At 71.8% G+C, this 16,800-nt stretch carries 19 protein-coding genes and 1 pseudogene; 17 read left to right on the top strand and 3 right to left on the bottom strand.

Annotated elements, in window-relative coordinates; genetic code table 11:
• From ACXJKG_RS14010 to ACXJKG_RS14035, 6 genes are all read left to right on the top strand, one after another.
• A partial coding sequence (locus tag ACXJKG_RS14010; protein WP_456846359.1) for an ROK family protein occupies window positions 1-315 on the top strand: 315 nt, incomplete at its 5' end.
• 55 nt (window positions 316-370) lie between these two features.
• Window positions 371-1,414, top strand: a complete 1,044-nt coding sequence (locus ACXJKG_RS14015; RefSeq protein WP_456846360.1) for a lactonase family protein — start codon at window positions 371-373, stop codon at window positions 1,412-1,414.
• Between the two features lie 103 nt (window positions 1,415-1,517).
• Window positions 1,518-1,901 carry a hypothetical protein gene (locus ACXJKG_RS14020; protein ID WP_456846361.1) on the top strand — a complete coding sequence of 128 codons (384 nt, stop codon included), beginning with the start codon at window positions 1,518-1,520 and terminating at the stop codon, window positions 1,899-1,901.
• Between the two features lie 61 nt (window positions 1,902-1,962).
• Window positions 1,963-3,297, top strand: coding sequence for a glycosyltransferase (locus tag ACXJKG_RS14025; protein ID WP_456846362.1), 1,335 nt, complete (start codon window positions 1,963-1,965; stop codon window positions 3,295-3,297).
• A gap of 54 nt (window positions 3,298-3,351) precedes the next feature.
• A complete protein-coding gene (locus tag ACXJKG_RS14030; protein WP_456846363.1) occupies window positions 3,352-4,092 on the top strand; it encodes a phosphoglyceromutase in 741 nt (246 codons plus the stop codon).
• Window positions 4,093-4,179: 87 nt separating this feature from the next.
• Entirely contained in the window at window positions 4,180-5,991 is a 1,812-nt protein-coding gene (locus tag ACXJKG_RS14035; protein WP_456846364.1) for an alkyl/aryl-sulfatase, read from the top strand.
• Window positions 5,992-6,189: 198 nt separating this feature from the next.
• Here the strand turns inward: ACXJKG_RS14035 and ACXJKG_RS14040 are convergent, their stop codons facing one another.
• The gene (locus ACXJKG_RS14040; RefSeq protein ID WP_456846365.1) at window positions 6,190-6,600 is read right to left on the bottom strand and encodes an MmcQ/YjbR family DNA-binding protein; all 411 of its coding nucleotides are present in this window, start codon (window positions 6,598-6,600) and stop codon (window positions 6,190-6,192) included.
• A gap of 152 nt (window positions 6,601-6,752) precedes the next feature.
• Window positions 6,753-7,418 (bottom strand): phosphate signaling complex protein PhoU, encoded by a 666-nt coding sequence (gene phoU / locus ACXJKG_RS14045; protein ID WP_456846366.1) that lies wholly within the window; start codon window positions 7,416-7,418, stop codon window positions 6,753-6,755.
• Window positions 7,419-7,621: 203 nt separating this feature from the next.
• Here phoU and ACXJKG_RS14050 point away from each other — a divergent pair, with 203 nt between their 5' ends.
• The 8 genes and pseudogenes from ACXJKG_RS14050 (at window position 7,622) to pstB (ending at window position 14,578) form a co-directional block, all read left to right on the top strand.
• Entirely contained in the window at window positions 7,622-8,023 is a 402-nt protein-coding gene (locus ACXJKG_RS14050) for a DUF7144 family membrane protein (protein WP_456846367.1), read from the top strand.
• Between the two features lie 33 nt (window positions 8,024-8,056).
• Window positions 8,057-8,539 carry a DUF1269 domain-containing protein gene (locus ACXJKG_RS14055; protein WP_456846368.1) on the top strand — a complete coding sequence of 161 codons (483 nt, stop codon included), beginning with the start codon at window positions 8,057-8,059 and terminating at the stop codon, window positions 8,537-8,539.
• 89 nt (window positions 8,540-8,628) lie between these two features.
• On the top strand, window positions 8,629-9,891 hold the full coding sequence (locus ACXJKG_RS14060; RefSeq protein WP_456846369.1) for a sensor histidine kinase: 1,263 nt from the start codon (window positions 8,629-8,631) through the stop codon (window positions 9,889-9,891).
• Window positions 9,888-10,610, top strand: a complete 723-nt coding sequence (locus ACXJKG_RS14065; protein ID WP_456846370.1) for a response regulator — start codon at window positions 9,888-9,890, stop codon at window positions 10,608-10,610. The genes ACXJKG_RS14060 and ACXJKG_RS14065 overlap by 4 nt, the downstream gene beginning before the upstream one ends.
• 195 nt (window positions 10,611-10,805) lie before the next feature.
• Window positions 10,806-11,918 (top strand): phosphate ABC transporter substrate-binding protein PstS, encoded by a 1,113-nt coding sequence (locus ACXJKG_RS14070; protein WP_456846371.1) that lies wholly within the window; start codon window positions 10,806-10,808, stop codon window positions 11,916-11,918.
• A 26-nt stretch (window positions 11,919-11,944) separates the two neighbouring features.
• Window positions 11,945-12,823, top strand: a pseudogene (gene pstC, locus ACXJKG_RS14075) (phosphate ABC transporter permease subunit PstC); the annotation flags it as partial.
• A 1-nt stretch (window position 12,824) separates the two neighbouring features.
• Complete coding sequence (pstA, locus tag ACXJKG_RS14080; RefSeq protein ID WP_456846372.1) at window positions 12,825-13,778, top strand: phosphate ABC transporter permease PstA; 954 nt, start codon at window positions 12,825-12,827, stop codon at window positions 13,776-13,778.
• A 20-nt stretch (window positions 13,779-13,798) separates the two neighbouring features.
• Window positions 13,799-14,578: a phosphate ABC transporter ATP-binding protein PstB gene (pstB, locus tag ACXJKG_RS14085; RefSeq protein ID WP_456846373.1), complete on the top strand. Its 780-nt coding sequence runs from the start codon at window positions 13,799-13,801 to the stop codon at window positions 14,576-14,578.
• Between the two features lie 63 nt (window positions 14,579-14,641).
• Here the strand turns inward: pstB and ACXJKG_RS14090 are convergent, their stop codons facing one another.
• A complete protein-coding gene (locus ACXJKG_RS14090) occupies window positions 14,642-15,151 on the bottom strand; it encodes a hypothetical protein (protein ID WP_456846374.1) in 510 nt (169 codons plus the stop codon).
• A 206-nt stretch (window positions 15,152-15,357) separates the two neighbouring features.
• Between ACXJKG_RS14090 and ACXJKG_RS14095 the strand changes: the two genes are divergently transcribed.
• The 3 genes from ACXJKG_RS14095 to ACXJKG_RS14105 all read left to right on the top strand — a co-directional run.
• Window positions 15,358-15,840, top strand: a complete 483-nt coding sequence (locus ACXJKG_RS14095; protein WP_456846375.1) for a CarD family transcriptional regulator — start codon at window positions 15,358-15,360, stop codon at window positions 15,838-15,840.
• Window positions 15,841-15,853: 13 nt separating this feature from the next.
• Complete coding sequence (gene ispD, locus ACXJKG_RS14100) at window positions 15,854-16,600, top strand: 2-C-methyl-D-erythritol 4-phosphate cytidylyltransferase (protein ID WP_456846376.1); 747 nt, start codon at window positions 15,854-15,856, stop codon at window positions 16,598-16,600.
• The coding region (locus ACXJKG_RS14105) for a 2-C-methyl-D-erythritol 2,4-cyclodiphosphate synthase (RefSeq protein ID WP_456846377.1) at window positions 16,597-16,800 on the top strand (204 nt) is incomplete at its 3' end. The genes ispD and ACXJKG_RS14105, both read left to right, overlap by 4 nt.

Consider the following 16,800-nt stretch of genomic DNA (forward strand, 5'->3'; position numbering starts at 1 on the left):
CTCGAGGCCGACGAGCCCCGCGCGACCGCCGCCGTGGCCCGCGCCGCCCGCGCCCTCGGCGTCGCCCTGGCGTCCGTCGCGAACGTGGTCGACGTGGGCGAGGTCGTGCTCGGAGGCTCTTTCGGGCAGCTGTTCGGGTACGTGCACGACGAGGTGTCGGCCCGCCTCGACGAGCTCGTGATCTTCGCGCCGTGGGCTCCCTTGCGGGTCTCGTCGGCCCGCGCCGGCCAGTACCCGGCGATGACCGGCGGCGCGCTCGCGGTCCTGGCCACGGTCCTCGCCGACCCGGCCGAGTGGTTGCGCCTCCAGCGCTGACCCTGCTCGGACGCCCCGCCCGTGGCGGGCGGCGCTCGTCGTAGGCTCCGTCCCCGTGAGCGCGCAGCAGACCCCCCTCTGGATCGGCACCTACCCCGCGGCCGGTGCCGGTACCCCCGTGGGCGCGGGGGAGGGGATCTGGCGGGTCGACCTCGATCCCGCGACGGGTGCGCTGCGCGACGCCCGGCAGGTCGTCGTGACGCCGTCGCCGAGCTTCCTGGCGCTGCGCGGCACGGTCCTGTACGCGGCCAACGAGCAGGCGGACGGCACGATCAGCGCGTTCGACGTCGTCGGCGACACGCTCGTGCACCGCGCCACGGTCCCGTCGGGCGGCGCGGACCCGTGCCACCTGCTGCTCGACGACGACGACCGGGCGCTGCTCGTCGCCAACTACACCTCCGGCACCCTGGCCGTGCTGCCGCTGGACGCGGACGGCGGGTTCGCGACGCTCGGCCCCGACCAGGTGTTCGGCCACACCGGCTCGGGTCCCGACGAGGACCGCCAGCTCTCGCCGCACGCGCACTTCGTCGCGCACGCCCCCGGCGGGGCCTTCGTGCTGGTGGTCGACCTGGGCACCGACGAGATCCGCCGCTACCGGAGGAACGACGGCACGCTGGTCGAGGACGGCATCGCGGCGACGCTGCCCGCCGGCACCGGCCCGCGGCACCTGGTCTTCAGTGCCGACGGTCGGTTCGCGTACGTCGTCGGCGAGCTCGACGTCACCGTCCGCGTGCTGGCGTGGGACGAGGCGTCGGGGACGGGCACCCTGGTGCAGACGCTGCCGGCGACGACCGTCCCCGCGCGCGAGGCCGGCCGCCGACCGCTGCCGTCGCACATCCTCCGCGACGGCGACCGCGTGCTCGTCGGGGTGCGGACGTCCGACGTCGTCGCGCGGTTCTCGGTGCGCGGCGACGGCCTGCTCGAGCCGGTCGACGACCACGCCCTGCCGGGCGCGTGGCCGCGGCACCTCGAGATCGTCGACGGGTGGACCGTGGTGGCGGACCAGGACAGCGGCGACCTCGCCGTGCTCGCGGCCGACGGGTCCGTCGCGGCGACGACGGCGCTGCCCGCGCCCGCCTGCGTCGTCCGGGCGGACTGACGGACGGGTCGCCCTCACGGGTGACGCGGGCGGTCCCACCTCCAGGACCTGCGGATATGTGTCGATCCCCTCTTTTGTCGACGACTAACGAGGGGGTTCCGAGATGCGCAATGGATTCGATATCTACCGGGTCGGTCCGGACCGGAACCACCAGGAGCCGCCGAGCCCGTGGGGCTGGACGGCCCGGCGTGGCGAGGTGCCCACCGGCGAGACCGTGGTCCAGGACCACGACTTCTCGCTGACCTACACCGGGAACGACCCCCAGCTGGCCGCGGCGTTCGCGCGCGGCGCCCGGCTCAAGGAGATCGTCACGATGTGGCCGGAGCTCGCGTTCTACCCGTCGACGGCCGGGGGCTTCCTCCCGGACGGCAACATCTTCCCCATCCGCGGCGACTACAAGCCGCCGAGCGGGTTCAGCGCGCTCAAGGGCCGGTTCGCTCGTCGTCCGGCCGGGGCCCACGCTGCGGAGGCTCCCGCCCAGTCGTGAGGTGACGAGGCGCCCGGTGCGCGAGAATGGGTTGCAGACCCGTCCGCGAACAGGAGCACCCGTGACCCTCGAGCACGCCCCGCGCGTCGCCATGCTCTCGGTGCACACGTCGCCGCTCGACCAGCCCGGCACCGGCGACGCGGGCGGCATGAACGTGTACGTGCTCGAGCTGTCGCGCGCGCTGGCGGCACGTGGTGCCCGCGTCGAGATCTTCACGCGGGCCACGTCGTCGGACCAGGCCGAGACGGTCCTCCTGCCCGGCGCCGACGCCGACGGGCGGGTCCTCGACGGTGCCGACGCCCACGCCGTCCTGCTGGCCGACGAGGTCGAGCCCGGCGTGACGCCGCCGATCCTCGTCCACCACGTGCCGGCCGGCCCCTTCGAGCGGCTGGACAAGAACGACCTGCCCGGCGTGCTGTGCGGCATGGCCGCCGGCGTGCTGCGCTGGGAGGCCGCGCGCCGACCCGGCTGGTACGACGTCGTCCACTCCCACTACTGGCTCTCCGGGCAGGTGGGCGGGATCGCCGCGGACCGCTGGGAGGTGCCGCTMGTGCACACCGCCCACACGCTCGCCCGCGTGAAGAACGCGTCACTGGCCCCCGGTGACGTCCCGGAGCCCAGCCAGCGGGTGGTCGGCGAGGAGCAGGTGGTGGCCGAGGCCGACGCCCTCGTCGCCAGCACCCCGGTCGAGGCCGAGGAGCTGGTCGAGCTCTACGGCGCCGACCCCGACCGCGTGCACGTCGTCGAGCCCGGCGTGGACCTGGACCGCTTCGTGCCGGGCGACCGTGGCTCCGCCCGGCGTGAGCTCGGCCTGCCGGAGGACCGGCAGATCGTGCTGTTCGCCGGCCGGGTGCAGGCGCTCAAGGCCCCGGACGTGCTGGTCAGCGCCCTGGGCGTGCTGCGGGCCACCGGCCGACCCGTTCCACTGCTCGTCGTGCTCGGCGGTCCGTCGGGCCGGTCCGGCGCGGTGCGCGAGCTCCAGGCGCTGGCGTCGATGACCGGCGTGGCCGACGACGTCCTCGTGCACCCGCCGGCCGACCGGGACGCGCTGGCGCGCTGGTACCACGCAGCCGACGTGGTCGCGATGCCGTCGCGCAGCGAGTCGTTCGGGCTCGTCGCCGCCGAGGCGCAGGCCAGCGGCGTCCCCGTGATCGCCGCCTGCGTGGGCGGGCTGCGCACGATCGTCGACCACGACGTGTCCGGCCGGCTGGTCCGCGGTCACGACCCCGAGGTGTGGGCCGACGTCATCGCGGACGTGCTGTCCTCGTCCGACGACCGCGCCCGGTACGCGGTGGGCGCCCGGCAGGTGGCCGAGCGGTTCGGCTGGGGGACCACCGCCGACCAGATGCTCAAGGTGTACTCGGTCGCCGGCGAGGTGCGCGCGTCTCGCGCGTGACCGTGGGACGGACGTCCCTGCGCCGGACCCCTGGGCCTGCGGCAGGATGAACCCATGACCTACACCCTCGTGCTGCTCCGCCACGGCGAGAGCGAGTGGAATGCCAAGAACCTGTTCACCGGCTGGGTCGACGTGGCCCTCTCGGAGAAGGGCGTCGAGGAGGCCAAGCGCGGTGGGACGCTGCTCACGGACGCGGGCATGCTGCCCGACGTCGTGCACACGTCGCTGCTGCGCCGCGCCATCACGACGGCCAACCTCGCGCTGGACGCCGCCGACCGCCACTGGATCCCCGTCAAGCGCTCCTGGCGCCTGAACGAGCGGCACTACGGCGCGCTGCAGGGCAAGGACAAGAAGCAGACGCTCGAGGAGTACGGCGAGGAGCAGTTCATGCTCTGGCGCCGTTCGTACGACTTCCCGCCCCCGGACATCGAGCTGGGCTCGGAGTTCTCGCAGGACAGCGACCCGCGCTACGCCGGCGAGCCGATCCCGCGTGCCGAGGCGCTCGAGCAGGTGCTCGTGCGCGCGCTGCCCTACTGGGAGTCGGACATCGTCCCCGACCTGCAGGCGGGGAAGGTCGTGCTCGTCGCGGCCCACGGCAACTCGATCCGCGCCCTGGTCAAGCACCTCGACGACGTCGACAGCGGCACCATCGCCGGCATCAACATCCCGACCGGCATCCCGCTGCTCTACACGCTCGACGAGGAGACGCTGAAGCCCACCAACCCGGGCGGCACGTACCTCGACCCCGAGGCGGCCGCCGAGGCCATCAAGGCCGTGGCGAACCAGGGCCGCTGACCCACGCCCCACCCGACGTCGTGCGTTGCCGGGCGTTCACGTCGCCGTCGGATGCCCCCGGGTCGCTGCTCTGGTTGACTCCGAAACATGACACTTCCGTCTTTTGAGGACACCTCCGACTTCGACGACGTCGCGCGCGGCAAGATCGCCGACATCCCCTCAGAGCCCCTCGTCGGGGCGGCCGGGCAGCTCGTCTGGGACCCGCACCGCTACGACTTCCTGGAGGGCGACGCCCCGGACACGGTGCACCCGAGCCTGTGGCGGCAGGCGAAGCTCGCGGCGGCGGGCGGCCTGTTCGAGGTGGTCGACGGCATCTACCAGGTCCGGCAGTACGACCTGTCGAACATGTCCTTCATCGAGGGCGACACGGGCGTCGTCATCGTCGACACCCTCATGGGGACGGAGACCGCGGCGGCGGCACTCGCCCTGTACCGCACGCACCGCGGCGACCGTCCGGTGACGGGCATCGTCATCACCCACTCGCACGCCGACCACTACGGCGGCATGCTCGCGCTGACCGGGCCGGACATCCCGATCTACGCGCCCGAGGGGTTCCTCGCGCACACCGTCTCGGAGAACGTCTACGCGGGCCCGGCGATGTCGCGGCGCGCCGTCTACATGTACGCCATGGACCTGCCCGCGGGTCCGACGGGACAGGTGGGCTGCGGGCTCGGCATGGCCACGTCGAACGGCTCGCTCGGGCTCGCGGCGCCGACGGTCTCGGTGTCGGAGACCGGCACGGAGGCCACCGTCGACGGCGTCCGCATGGTCTTCCAGTTCACGCCGGGCACCGAGGCCCCCGCGGAGATGAACGTCTGGTTCCCGGACCACAAGGCGCTGTGCATGGCCGAGAACGCGACGCACACGCTGCACAACCTCCTGACGCTGCGCGGCGCGGAGGTGCGGGACCCGCGCGCCTGGTCCCGGTTCATGCACGAGGCCCTCGGGCTGTGGGGCGGCGACGCCGAGGTCGTGTTCGCGTCCCACCACTGGCCGGTCTGGGGCGCGGAGYGGATCGAGGACTTCCTCTCCACGCAGCGCGACATGTACCAGTACCTGCACGACCAGACSCTSCGSCTGATCAACCACGGCCTCACCGGCATCGAGATCGCCGAGAGCTTCGAGCTGTCGCCGGGTCTGGACCAGGCGTGGAACGTCCGCGGCTACTACGGGTCGGTCAGCCACAACGTCAAGGCGATCTACCAGCGCTACCTCGGTTGGTTCGACGGCAACCCCGCGCACCTGTGGGAGCTTCCGCCGGAGAAGGAGGGGGCACGGATCATCGCCCTGGCGGGCGGCGCCGACAAGGCCCTCGACACCGTCGAGTCGCTGCTGGCGACGGGGGAGACCGACGACCTGCGCTGGGCGACCACGCTGGCCAGCCACGTCGTGTTCGGCGGTGGCGACGACGACCGCGCGCGGGGGCTCCTGGCCCAGGCGCTCACCACCCTCGGGCACGGTTCCGAGAACGCCACCTGGCGCAACTTCTACCTGCGTGGTGCCGAGGAGCTGCTCGGCGGCATCGCAGCGCCCCCGCCCGACCTGTCGACCCCGTCGACCCTCGGCGGCCTGACGATCACCCAGCTGTTCGACTCGATCGGCGTCCGCATCGACGGCCCGCGCGCCGGCTCCGAGAAGCTGGCGATCGACTGGGTGTTCACCGACACCGACCTCACGTACCGGACCGAGCTCTCGAACGGCGCCCTCATCCACGCCGAGCGGGGACCGCGCGCCGCGGCCCCGGACCTCACGGTCGCCCTCACCGAGGGTCTGCTCATCCGCCTGCTGTTCCTGCAGGACAAGGAGGGCATCGAGTTCGACGGCGACCAGGGCGCCCTCGGCCGCCTGCTCACCTACGTCGACTCGACGTCGAACACCTTCCCGATCGTCACCCCGTAACCCCCGCCAACGTCCGCACTCGAGCGGCCCCCAACCCACCCGAGTGCGTACGTTGCGGATGCCCACTCCGCAACGTCCGAGCACCTACGGCCCAGAGCCCTTATGTCCTCGGACGTTGCCGATGGCGATCCCGCAGCGTCCGAGCATCTACGGGCCGGAGCCCCTATGTCCTCGGACGTTGCGCGGGCTCGGGGCCCGTCAGGGGCGGGCGGCGTCGAACGCGGCGACGGCCTTCTTCGTCGCGGAGCGGCGCCAGGCCTCCTCGACCAGCTCCGCGAGGGCCTCCCAGTCGGGGTCGTGGGCGGCGTCGAGGTGCGCGCCGATCCAGCCATACCGACCCATGTACGGGGCGATGAAGTACCGGACCGGGTCGCGCGCGACGACGGCCTGCTGCTCGTGCCGGTCCGCCTTGCACCACAGGGCCAGGCGCCCGTCGGCGTGGTGGTCGGGCAGGATCCAGGCGAACCGGCTCCCGCGCGTGAAGAACCCGGTGTTGCCGTACTCGTCGAGCTCGGCGGAGGTCTCCGGCAGCTGCGCGACGACGGCTCCGAGCCGCTCCCGTGCCACGGCGACGTCGTCGTCCCCCCACCCGAGCACCCGCTGAGCCATGCCGACCACGCTACCGAGCGCCCGACGACCCGCGACCTGCGTCGGACTCTCACGACCTCGGGCGGAGCGCGCACGCAGACAGCAAGTGCGGCGGCCTGCGATGAGGGCAGGCCGCCGCTCTCGGGGTGAACGGGGCGAACGAGTGCGGCGGGTCAGCCGGCGGTGCGGTCCAGCTCGGCGCGGCCGGCGCCGGTGACCAGGTAGGTCACGCGGCGCGCGACCGAGACGCCGTGGTCGCCGAACCGCTCGTAGTAGCGGCCCAGCAGGGTGACGTCGATGGTCTCCTGCGTGGTGCCGGCCCAGGCGCCGCCGAGGAGGGCCGCGAAGGTGTCCTCGTGCAGCTCGTCGAGGAGGTCGTCGTCCTGCTCGATGCTCTCGGCCAGCAGGACCTCGCGGCTGTTGAGCAGGGTCGTGGTGCGTCGGGCGACGCGGACGGCGGCGTCGTGCATCTCGGCGAACGTGCCGGACAGGGCGTGCGGCACGGCGTGCCGGGGGTAGCGACCGCGGGCGACCTGGGCGACGTGGCGCGCGAGGTCGCCCATGCGCTCGAGCGAGGCGCTCATGCGCAGCGCCGAGACGACGATCCGCAGGTCGGTGGCGACGGGCTGCTRCTGCGCGAGCAGCAGGACGCAGCGCTCGTCGAGATCGCGCTCGATGGCGTCGATGGCCAGGTCGTCGGCGATCACGGACTCCGCGAGAGCGAGGTCGGCCGTGAGCAGCGCGATGCCGGCGTTGGTGATGGCGTGCTCGACCCGGCCGCTCATGGACGCCAGGTCCTCGCCCAGCTGCTGCAGCTCGGCGTCGAAGATGTCCCGCATGTGCTCCCTCTCGTGCAGGCGGCGGATGCCGCGCGCAGGTCAGGCTGACATTTTCAGGTGAACGGTGGGGCCCCCGCAGGTGAACGGACGACGGCCGTTGCGTACCTCGACGATACGCGTGGCGATTCGTCCCCTCTGTCCCTCGCGGGCACGTAACCTGCCACCAGAGGGACCACCCGGTCCACGAGCAGGAGGTATGCAGGATGGCGCAGAGGGTGACGGCCTGGGTCGGCTGGGTGTGGTTCGCGGCGTTCGCGATCCTCGTGGCCGGATTCATCAACCTGGTCTCCGGACTGACCGCGGTGTTCTCGCCGAAGACGGTGCTGTCGTGGACGACGGACGGGCTCGCGCTCGTCGACGTCTCGACGTGGGGATGGGTGCACCTCGTCCTCGGCGCCGGGCTGGTCTTCGCGGGCTTTGCCCTGTTCGGCGGCGCCACGTGGGCCCGGCTGGTCGCGATCGTGCTGGTGGTGATCAACCTGATCGCCCAGTTCGTGTCGCTGCCGATCACGCCCTGGTGGTCGATCGTGGTGATCGCGTTGGACCTGGTGATCCTGTGGGCACTGACGGTGCACGGCGACGAGGTCGCACGTGCGAGCCGGTAAGGACATGACGACGACAGATCGAGAGGGACGACGATGACGACGTTCACGGCGTGGAAGTTCGACACGGCCGACGGTGCGGAGAAGGCGGTCACCGCGCTCAAGGGGGCGCAGAGCGACGGTCTGGTGAAGATCGTCGACCACGCGGTCATCAGCTGGCCCGAGGGCGGCGCCAGGCCGGAGATGAACCACTCGAACGAGGACAAGTGGCGCGGCACCGGCTGGGGCGCGTTCTGGGGGATCCTGTTCGGCGGGCTGTTCTTCGTGCCGCTGCTGGGTGTCGCTGTCGGTGCGGCGGCCGGGGCCATCGCCAAGGCCGTGTCGGCGGTGGGCATCAGCGAGGACCAGCTCGAGAACATCCGCGCGCAGATCACCCCGGGCACGTCGCTGCTGTGCGCCGTCACCGAGAACGCGAACATGGACCGGCTCGGCGAGCGGATGCACGGGCTGCACAGCACGCTCGTGGCCACGAACCTCACGGACGCCGAGAAGTCGCTGCTCATGGAGACGTTCGGCTGACGCCCGGACGATGAACGGTCGGTGAACGCCCGGCTGCGCACCGCGCCATCGGCGCGGCGCACCGTCGGGCGCGTCCTAGGGTGAGTCCCGTGAACGGTTCCAACGGGATGCTGCTGCTCCTCGCCGGCGGGCTCGGCCTGCTGGTCGGCGTGTGGGCGACGCTGGCGTTCCGGTTCAGCGAGCGCGAGCAGAAGACGCTGCCGCCGATGGCCGAGTCGCAGCTGGACGACGGCCTGGTGCGCACGCTCGCCGTGCTGCGCTCGGCCGCCGTCGTGCTGGACGACGCCGACCACGTGCTGCGGGCCTCGGCGCCGGCGCACGCTCTGGGGATCGTGCGGGACGGGCGGATCGCCCCGGCGGCGATCCGGGACCTGATCTCGCTGGTCCGCCGCGACGGCGTCATCCGGGACGAGGTCCTCGAGGTGCCTCGCGGCCCGGTGGGCCCGGGCGTGCTGCTGGTCCAGGTGCGCGTCGCGCAGGTGAGCGCCGAGCACCTCGTCGTGCTGGCCGAGGACCTGACGCAGGCCAGGCGGCTGGAGGCGATCCGGCGCGACTTCGTGGTGAACGTGTCGCACGAGCTCAAGACGCCCGTGGGCGCGCTGGCCCTGTTGGCGGAGACGGTCCAGGACGCGGCCGACGACCCGGAGGCGGTCCGCCGGTTCGCCGGCCGGATGCAGACGGAGGCGACGCGGCTCTCGGCGCTGGTGCACGAGATCATCGAGCTGTCGCGGCTGCAGGTCGCCGGCGCGCTGGGGCAGCTGGGCCTGGTCGACGTCGACCAGGTGCTGTCGGAGGCGGTCGACCGCGCCCGCACGACCGCGGAGGCCAAGAAGGTCCGCCTCGACATCGGCGGGGTGCGCGGTACGCGCGTGTTCGGGCAGCACGAGCTGCTGGTCACCGCGGTGCGCAACCTGCTCGACAACGCGGTGGCGTACTCGGGGGAGGCCTCGCACGTCGGTGTCGGGGTGCGCACCGAGGGCGACCTCGTCGAGATCGCGGTGGTCGACGAGGGCATCGGCATCTCGGTCGCCGAGCAGGAGCGCGTGTTCGAGCGGTTCTACCGGGTGGATCCGGCCCGTTCGCGAGACACGGGCGGCACCGGTCTGGGACTGTCCATCGTCAAGCACGTCGCGGCGGACCACGGCGGGGACGTGACGGTCTGGTCGCAGCCCGGCCGAGGGTCCACGTTCACGCTGCGCCTGCCGCGTGCCGAGGAGCACCCGACCGCGAGCATCAGCACCCTGTCGGCCCCCGAGGCAGGCAGCGGCCCGGGCACGGAGGGCAAGCCCGACGACACGATCGACATCGACCACGACATCGAAGGAGCGCACGTGCGCCGGAGCGCGTCATGACCCGGATCCTGCTCGTCGAGGACGAGGAGTCCTACCGGGACCCGCTGACGTACCAGCTGGAGCGCGAGGGTTTCGACGTCGTCACCGCCGCCACCGGACCCGAGGCGCTCGAGCGGTTCGAGGAGCATGGTGCGGACCTCGTCCTGCTCGACCTCATGCTCCCGGGCCTGCCCGGCACCGAGGTGTGCCGCCGCCTGCGGCTGGTCAGCGATGTGCCGGTCATCATGCTCACGGCCAAGGACGACGAGATCGACAAGGTGGTCGGCCTCGAGCTGGGCGCCGACGACTACGTCACCAAGCCGTACTCGTCGCGCGAGCTGCTGGCGCGCGTCCGGGCGGTGCTGCGCCGGCGCGAGTCGGTGGTGGTGGCCGCGGGGGCGTCCGCCTCGTTCGCCGACGACGAGGACGACGAGCTGCTGGCCGCGGGCCCGGTCCGGATGGACGTCGAGCGGCACACGGTCCGGGTGCGCGGCGAGATCGTCGCGTTCCCGCTCAAGGAGTTCGAGCTGCTCGAGCTGCTGCTGCGCAACGCCGGCCGCGTGCTGACGCGAGGGCAGCTGATCGACCGCATCTGGGGCTCCGACTACGTCGGCGACACCAAGACCCTCGACGTCCACGTCAAGCGGGTCCGCGCGAAGATCGAGCTCGACCCCGGCAACCCGACGCTCCTGCTCACGGTGCGCGGCCTGGGCTACAAGCTGACCGACGACGTCGCGTAGCGACCTCCCACGTGCGCCCCGTCCACCTCGAGGTGGGCGGGGCGTCGTGCTGCCGGGGGTCGGACGCCCGTCCGACTCGTCGGCCATCGTTCACCTGGGGTTCACCCGATCCGGTCCAGCCGGTCACGTCCGCTTCCTACGGTCAGCATCGCCGCGCACACATCGGTGCGCACACGATCGACAGGACGGACCACAGTGAAGCTTCCCCTCCTCGGCCGCATCGGGGCGGTTGCCCTCGTCGGCACCCTCGCCCTCACGCTGTCGGCCTGCGGATCGGACAACGCGAYCGGCACCCCCTCGTCCGACACAGGCTCCGACGCCCCGGCCTCGACCCTGTCCGGCACCCTCAACGGTGGCGGCTCCAGCGCGCAGGAGAAGGCGCAGCAGGCGTGGGTCGCCGGGTTCCAGACCGCGAACCCGGACACCACGGTCAACTACACGACCACGGACTCGGGCGCGGGCCGCAAGGGCTTCCTCGACGCCTCGCTCGACTACGCCGGCTCGGACGGCGCGCTGAACGCCGACGAGCTCACCGCGTCGACGGACCGCTGCTTCGGCGGCTCCGGCATCGACCTGCCCGTCTACATCAGCCCGATCGCCGTGGCCTTCAACATCGACGGCGTCACCGAGCTGAACCTGAGCGCGGACGTCGTCGCGAAGATCTTCTCCGGCGCGATCACCACCTGGGACGACGCGGCCATCACGACGCTGAACCCGGACGCGACGCTCTCGGGCCCGATCACGGTCGTGCACCGCTCCGACGACTCGGGCACGTCGAAGAACTTCCAGGACTACCTGTCCAAGACCGCGCCCGACGTGTGGACCTACGAGGTCTCGAACACGTGGCCGGTGACGGTCGGCCAGGGTGCGAACGGCACCTCGGGCGTCGTCCAGACGATCCAGGCCGCGCCCGGCACCATCGGCTACGCGGACGCGTCGGCCGTCGGTGACCTCGGCAAGGTCTCGCTGGGTGTCGGCTCCGAGTTCGTCGCCCCGACCGCGGACGCCGCCGCCAAGACGGTGGACGCCTCGCCGCGTGACGACACGCGTGCCGACGGTGACATCGTCATCAACGTCGACCGGACCACGACCGAGTCGGGCGCGTACCCGAACATCCTCGTGTCGTACCTGCTCGTCTGCAACACCTACGACAGCCAGGACACGGTCGACCTGATCAAGGGCTACGCCAACTACGTGGCCAGCGCCGACGGCCAGTCGAAGGCGGCCACCGCGGCCGGCTCGGCGCCGATCTCGGACACGCTGCGCACGGACGTCCTCGCCTCGATCGACGCGATCACCACCAAGTAGTCGGCTCCACCGTCGTCGTCCGGCGGCTCATCCTGGCGGTGCTCGCCTCGGTCGCGATCTTCCTGATCATCGAGGCCATGCCGGCACTGACCAACCCCGACCTCGCGTCGGTGGTGCCGTGGATCCCGGCCGACGGCAACCTCTGGTCGGTCGTCGGGCCGCTGATCTTCGGCACCGTCCTGGCGGCCATCGTCTCGCTCGGCCTCGCGGTGCCGGTCGCCGTCGGGATCGCGCTGTTCATCTCGCACTACGCACCGCGCCGCATGGCCTCGGTGCTCGGCTACGTCGTGGACCTGCTCGCCGCCATCCCGTCGGTCGTCTTCGGCCTGTGGGGCGTGCTGGTGCTGGCGCCCAAGGTGCAGCCGGTCTGGCAGTTCCTCGTCGACTACCTCGGCTGGATCCCGCTGTTCGCCGGTGACGCCCACGGCAACGCGTCCAACCCGCCGCGCGTGCTGATGACGACGGCCCTGGTCCTCGCGGTGATGATCCTGCCGATCATCACCGCCGTCAGCCGTGAGGTGTTCCTGCAGACGCCGCGCCTGCACGAGGAGGCCGCGCTGGCCCTCGGCGCCACGCGGTGGGAGCTGATCCGGATGGCCGTGCTGCCGTTCGGGCGCTCCGGCGTCACGTCCGCCGCGATGCTCGGTCTCGGTCGCGCGCTCGGCGAGACGATGGCCGTCCTGATGATCCTGTCGCCGGGACTGCTCTACTCGTTCAAGCTGCTCGTCGCGAGCCAGCAGCAGACGATCGCCGCCAACATCGCSGCGAGATTCAACGACGCGAACGACATCGGCCGGTCGGCGCTCATCGCGACGGGCCTGGCGCTGTTCGTCATCACGCTGCTCGTCAATCTGGCCGCCCGCGCGATCATCGCGCGCCGCAAGGACTTCTCGGGAGCGAACTGACGTGGCCATCACCGACACCGTCACCCCCGAGTCCGCGGAGCTGCGCCGCGCGCTGTCGCAGGTGAACCCTGGCCGCAAGCGCAAGGACACCGTCATGCAGTGGCTCATCTACGGGGCGTTCGGCCTCGCGATGATCCCGCTGATCTCGCTCATCTGGAGCGTGCTCACCAACGGCCTCGGCCGGTTCGACCTCTACTTCCTCACGCACTCGATGCGCAACGTGTACGGCGGCATGGACGCGGGCGGCATCTACCACGCCCTCCTCGGCACGCTGCTCATCACGGCGCTGACGGCGGTCATCTCGGTGCCGATCGGCATCCTCACGGCGATCTACCTGGTCGAGTACGGGTCGGGCCACCTGGCGCGGGCGGTGACGTTCTTCGTCGACGTGATGACCGGCATCCCGTCGATCGTGGCCGGCCTCTTCGCGTTCTCGCTGTTCTACCTGGTGGTCGGGCCGCAGTCGCGGAGCGGGGCCGTCGGCGCCGTCGCGCTGTCGGTGCTCATGATCCCGGTGGTGATCCGGTCCACGGAGGAGATGCTGCGGCTCGTGCCCAACGAGCTGCGCGAGGCGTCGTTCGCGCTCGGCGTGCCCAAGTGGCTGACGATCATCCGGGTGGTGCTACGCACGGCCGTCGCCGGCATCACGACGGGCGTGATGATCGCGATCGCCCGCGTCATCGGCGAGACCGCGCCGCTGCTCATCACCGTGGGTGCGACCGACTCGATCAACCGGGACGTCTTCCACGGCAACATGATGACGCTGCCCGTCTACGTCTACCGGCAGTACGCGGCGGGTCTTGTGCCCTGCGCGCCGGGGGACGACGCTTGCATCCCGACGATCAATTACGACCGGGCCTGGAGCGCGGCGCTCGTGCTCATCCTGGTCGTCATGCTGCTCAACCTCGTGGCGCGCGGCGTGAGCCGCTGGTTCGCGCCCAAGACCCGGGCCTGAGCCCCACAAGGAGAACGACGATGGCACAGCGAATTGACGTCAAGGACCTCAACATCTTCTACGGCGACTTCAAGGCGGTCGCCGACGTCGGGATGTCGGTCGAGCCGCGGTCCGTGACCGCGTTCATCGGCCCGTCCGGCTGCGGGAAGTCGACCTTCCTGCGCACGCTCAACCGGATGCACGAGGTGATCCCCGGGGCCCACGTGCAGGGCTCGGTCGCGATGGACGGCGTGGACCTCTACGGCTCGGACGTCGACCCGGTGGCCGTCCGCCGCCAGGTCGGCATGGTGTTCCAGCGCCCCAACCCGTTCCCGACCATGTCGATCGCGGACAACGTGCTGGCCGGCATCCGGCTGAACAACAAGCGGATCTCCAAGGGCGACGCCGCCGAGGTGGTCGAGCGGGCGCTGACCAGCGCCAACCTGTGGAACGAGGTCAAGGACCGCCTGAACCGCCCGGGCTCCGGCCTGTCCGGCGGCCAGCAGCAGCGCCTCTGCATCGCCCGCGCCATCGCGGTCAAGCCCCAGGTGCTGCTCATGGACGAGCCCTGCTCGGCCCTGGACCCGATCTCGACCCTCGCCATCGAGGACCTGATCTCCGAGCTGAAGCACGACTACACGATCGTGATCGTCACGCACAACATGCAGCAGGCCGCGCGGGTGTCCGACCGGACGGCGTTCTTCAACCTCAAGGCCACCGGTCAGCCGGGCCGCCTGGTCGAGATCGACGACACGTCGACCATGTTCTCCTCGCCGCGGGAGCAGGCCACGGAGGACTACATCTCGGGCCGCTTCGGCTGAGCCGGAGGCACGCAGCACGAAGGGGGCCGTCCTCGCCGGGACGGCCCCCTTCTCGCGTACCGATCAGCTGGAGGGCGACGGCGTCGGGACCATCGTCGCGTACTCGGGCAGCGAACCGTCGAGCACCGGAAGGTCGACCGTGATGGAGCCGTCCTCGGGGGTCGAGAAGGTCACCTTGAGCACGGCGCCCGGCGGGACGTCCATGGAAGCGAACAGGACGGTCGCGGTGCCGTCCTCCGGCACGTCGCCGCCGCCCAGCAGCACGGTCTCCTTCGGGCCGAGCTCGACGTCGGTCGAGTCGGTGCCGTCGCTGACGGTCACGGTCCGGTCCTTGTCGCCATCGTTGATGAGGCCGCCGAGCACCGTGCCGGGCTCGCCCTTCGCGGCGGAGACCACCAGGAGGTTGCTGCCGCGCACGTCGCCCAGCGTGAACCGGATGCCGTCGGCTGCGCTGTACGGGTCCTCGGTGGTGATCCCGTTCGTGGCGGAGCAGCCGGCCAGCGCGAGGCCGGCGACGGTGGCGCCGACGACGAGGGCGGCAGCCCGGAGAGTGCGGGGGCGGGGCGAGGTCACAGTGACTCCTCGGGGCGTCAGGCGGCTGCAGCGGGCTGTCGACGGGTCTCCCGTCGGGCCAAGCGTAGCCCGGACGGGAGGGTCCGACCTCCGTGGTGCCCGTGCGGCGAGGTAGCCCGTTGACCTGCGCGGATGGCCGTATTCGCGCGGCAAAGGGGGAAAATGGGCGTGATAAGATACCCCTCTGCGAAAGGGGACACCTGCAGATGACTTTCACTGTTGGGGAGACCGTTGTCTACCCGCACCACGGTGCGGCATTGATCGAAGAGATCAAGACCAGGACCATCCGCGGAGAGGACAAGCTCTACCTCAAGCTCAAGGTCGCTCAGGGAGATCTCACCATCGAGGTCCCGGCTGAGAACGTCGATCTGGTGGGCGTGCGTGACGTCGTGGGGCAGGAGGGTCTCGACCGCGTGTTCGAGGTCCTGCGGGCGCCCTACACCGAAGAGCCGACCAACTGGTCGCGCCGCTACAAGGCGAACCTCGAGAAGCTCGCGTCGGGCGACGTCATCAAGGTGGCCGAGGTCGTCCGCGACCTCTCCCGCCGGGACGCCGACCGCGGCCTGTCTGCGGGCGAGAAGCGCATGCTCGCCAAGGCCCGCCAGATCCTCGTCTCGGAGCTCGCACTTGCCGAGCACACCGAGGAGGACAAGGCCGAGGCGATCCTCGACGAGGTCCTCGCGTCCTGACGCCACCGCACAGGTGAGCGTCGCTGCAGTCCTGACTGCCGCCGGGAGCGGCAGCAGGCTCGGTCATTCCCTCCCGAAGGCACTGGTGCCTCTGGAAGGTCAGTCGCTCGTCGCGCACGCCGCCCGCAACCTGCTGGCGGCGCGCGCGGCGGGCGACGAACGTGTCCGGGTGCTCGTCGTGACCGCGCCCGCCTTCCACCTCGACGCGATCGAGCGGGAGCTGGCGGGGCTCGCCGACGAGGTGACGCTGCTGGTCGTCGCCGGCGGAGCGACCCGGCAGGCCTCCGTCGCGGCCGGGCTCGACGCCCTCGAGGGCGACCCGCGGGCCGCCGACGTCGACGTGGTGCTCGTGCACGACGCGGCCCGGCCGCTGGCTCCGCCGTCACTGGTCGCCCGCGTGGTCGACGCAGTGCGCGACGGCCACCCCGCCGTGGTCCCGGGACTGCCGGTCACCGACACCATCAAGCGCGTCGCACCGCACCGGGGCGTGGCGGTCGAGCCCGTGCTCGAGACCGTCCCGCGCGCCGAGCTGCGCGCCATCCAGACGCCTCAGGGCTTCGCGCGCGACCTGCTGCTGCGCGCGCACGCCCAGGGGGCCGCGCACGCGCACGACGAGGCCCTCGCGGCCTCCGACGACGCCGGCCTGGTCGAGCTTCTGGGCGAGCCCGTGTGGGTCGTCGCCGGCGACGAGCGGGCCGCCAAGATCACCACCGCGCGGGATCTCGCGATCGCCGCCCTGCCCACGGAGGTCGACGCGTGACCGGACTGCCCCGCACGGGGATCGGCGTCGACGTGCACGCGTACGACCCCGAGCCCGCGCCCGACGCCGTGCTGCACCTGGCCGGGCTCGCGTGGCCCGGCGAGCGGCCGCTCGAGGGCCACTCGGACGCCGACGTCGCCGCGCACGCCGCGGCGGACGCGCTGCTGTCGGCGGCGGGCCTGGGCGACCTGGGGTCGAAC

This window comes from Cellulomonas sp. P5_C6, assembly GCF_054049635.1.

What these genes read in the sequence shown, in the direction of transcription:
- pstB (WP_456846373.1), top strand. Translation starts at nt 13,799, where the DNA reads ATGGCACAGCGAATTGACGTCAAGGACCTCAACATCTTCTACGGCGAC.
- ACXJKG_RS14065 (WP_456846370.1), top strand. Translation starts at nt 9,888, where the DNA reads ATGACCCGGATCCTGCTCGTCGAGGACGAGGAGTCCTACCGGGACCCG.
- ACXJKG_RS14040 (WP_456846365.1), bottom strand. Translation starts at nt 6,600, where the DNA reads ATGGCTCAGCGGGTGCTCGGGTGGGGGGACGACGACGTCGCCGTGGCA.
- ACXJKG_RS14050 (WP_456846367.1), top strand. Translation starts at nt 7,622, where the DNA reads ATGGCGCAGAGGGTGACGGCCTGGGTCGGCTGGGTGTGGTTCGCGGCG.
- ACXJKG_RS14055 (WP_456846368.1), top strand. Translation starts at nt 8,057, where the DNA reads ATGACGACGTTCACGGCGTGGAAGTTCGACACGGCCGACGGTGCGGAG.
- ACXJKG_RS14020 (WP_456846361.1), top strand. Translation starts at nt 1,518, where the DNA reads ATGCGCAATGGATTCGATATCTACCGGGTCGGTCCGGACCGGAACCAC.
- ACXJKG_RS14095 (WP_456846375.1), top strand. Translation starts at nt 15,358, where the DNA reads ATGACTTTCACTGTTGGGGAGACCGTTGTCTACCCGCACCACGGTGCG.
- ACXJKG_RS14030 (WP_456846363.1), top strand. Translation starts at nt 3,352, where the DNA reads ATGACCTACACCCTCGTGCTGCTCCGCCACGGCGAGAGCGAGTGGAAT.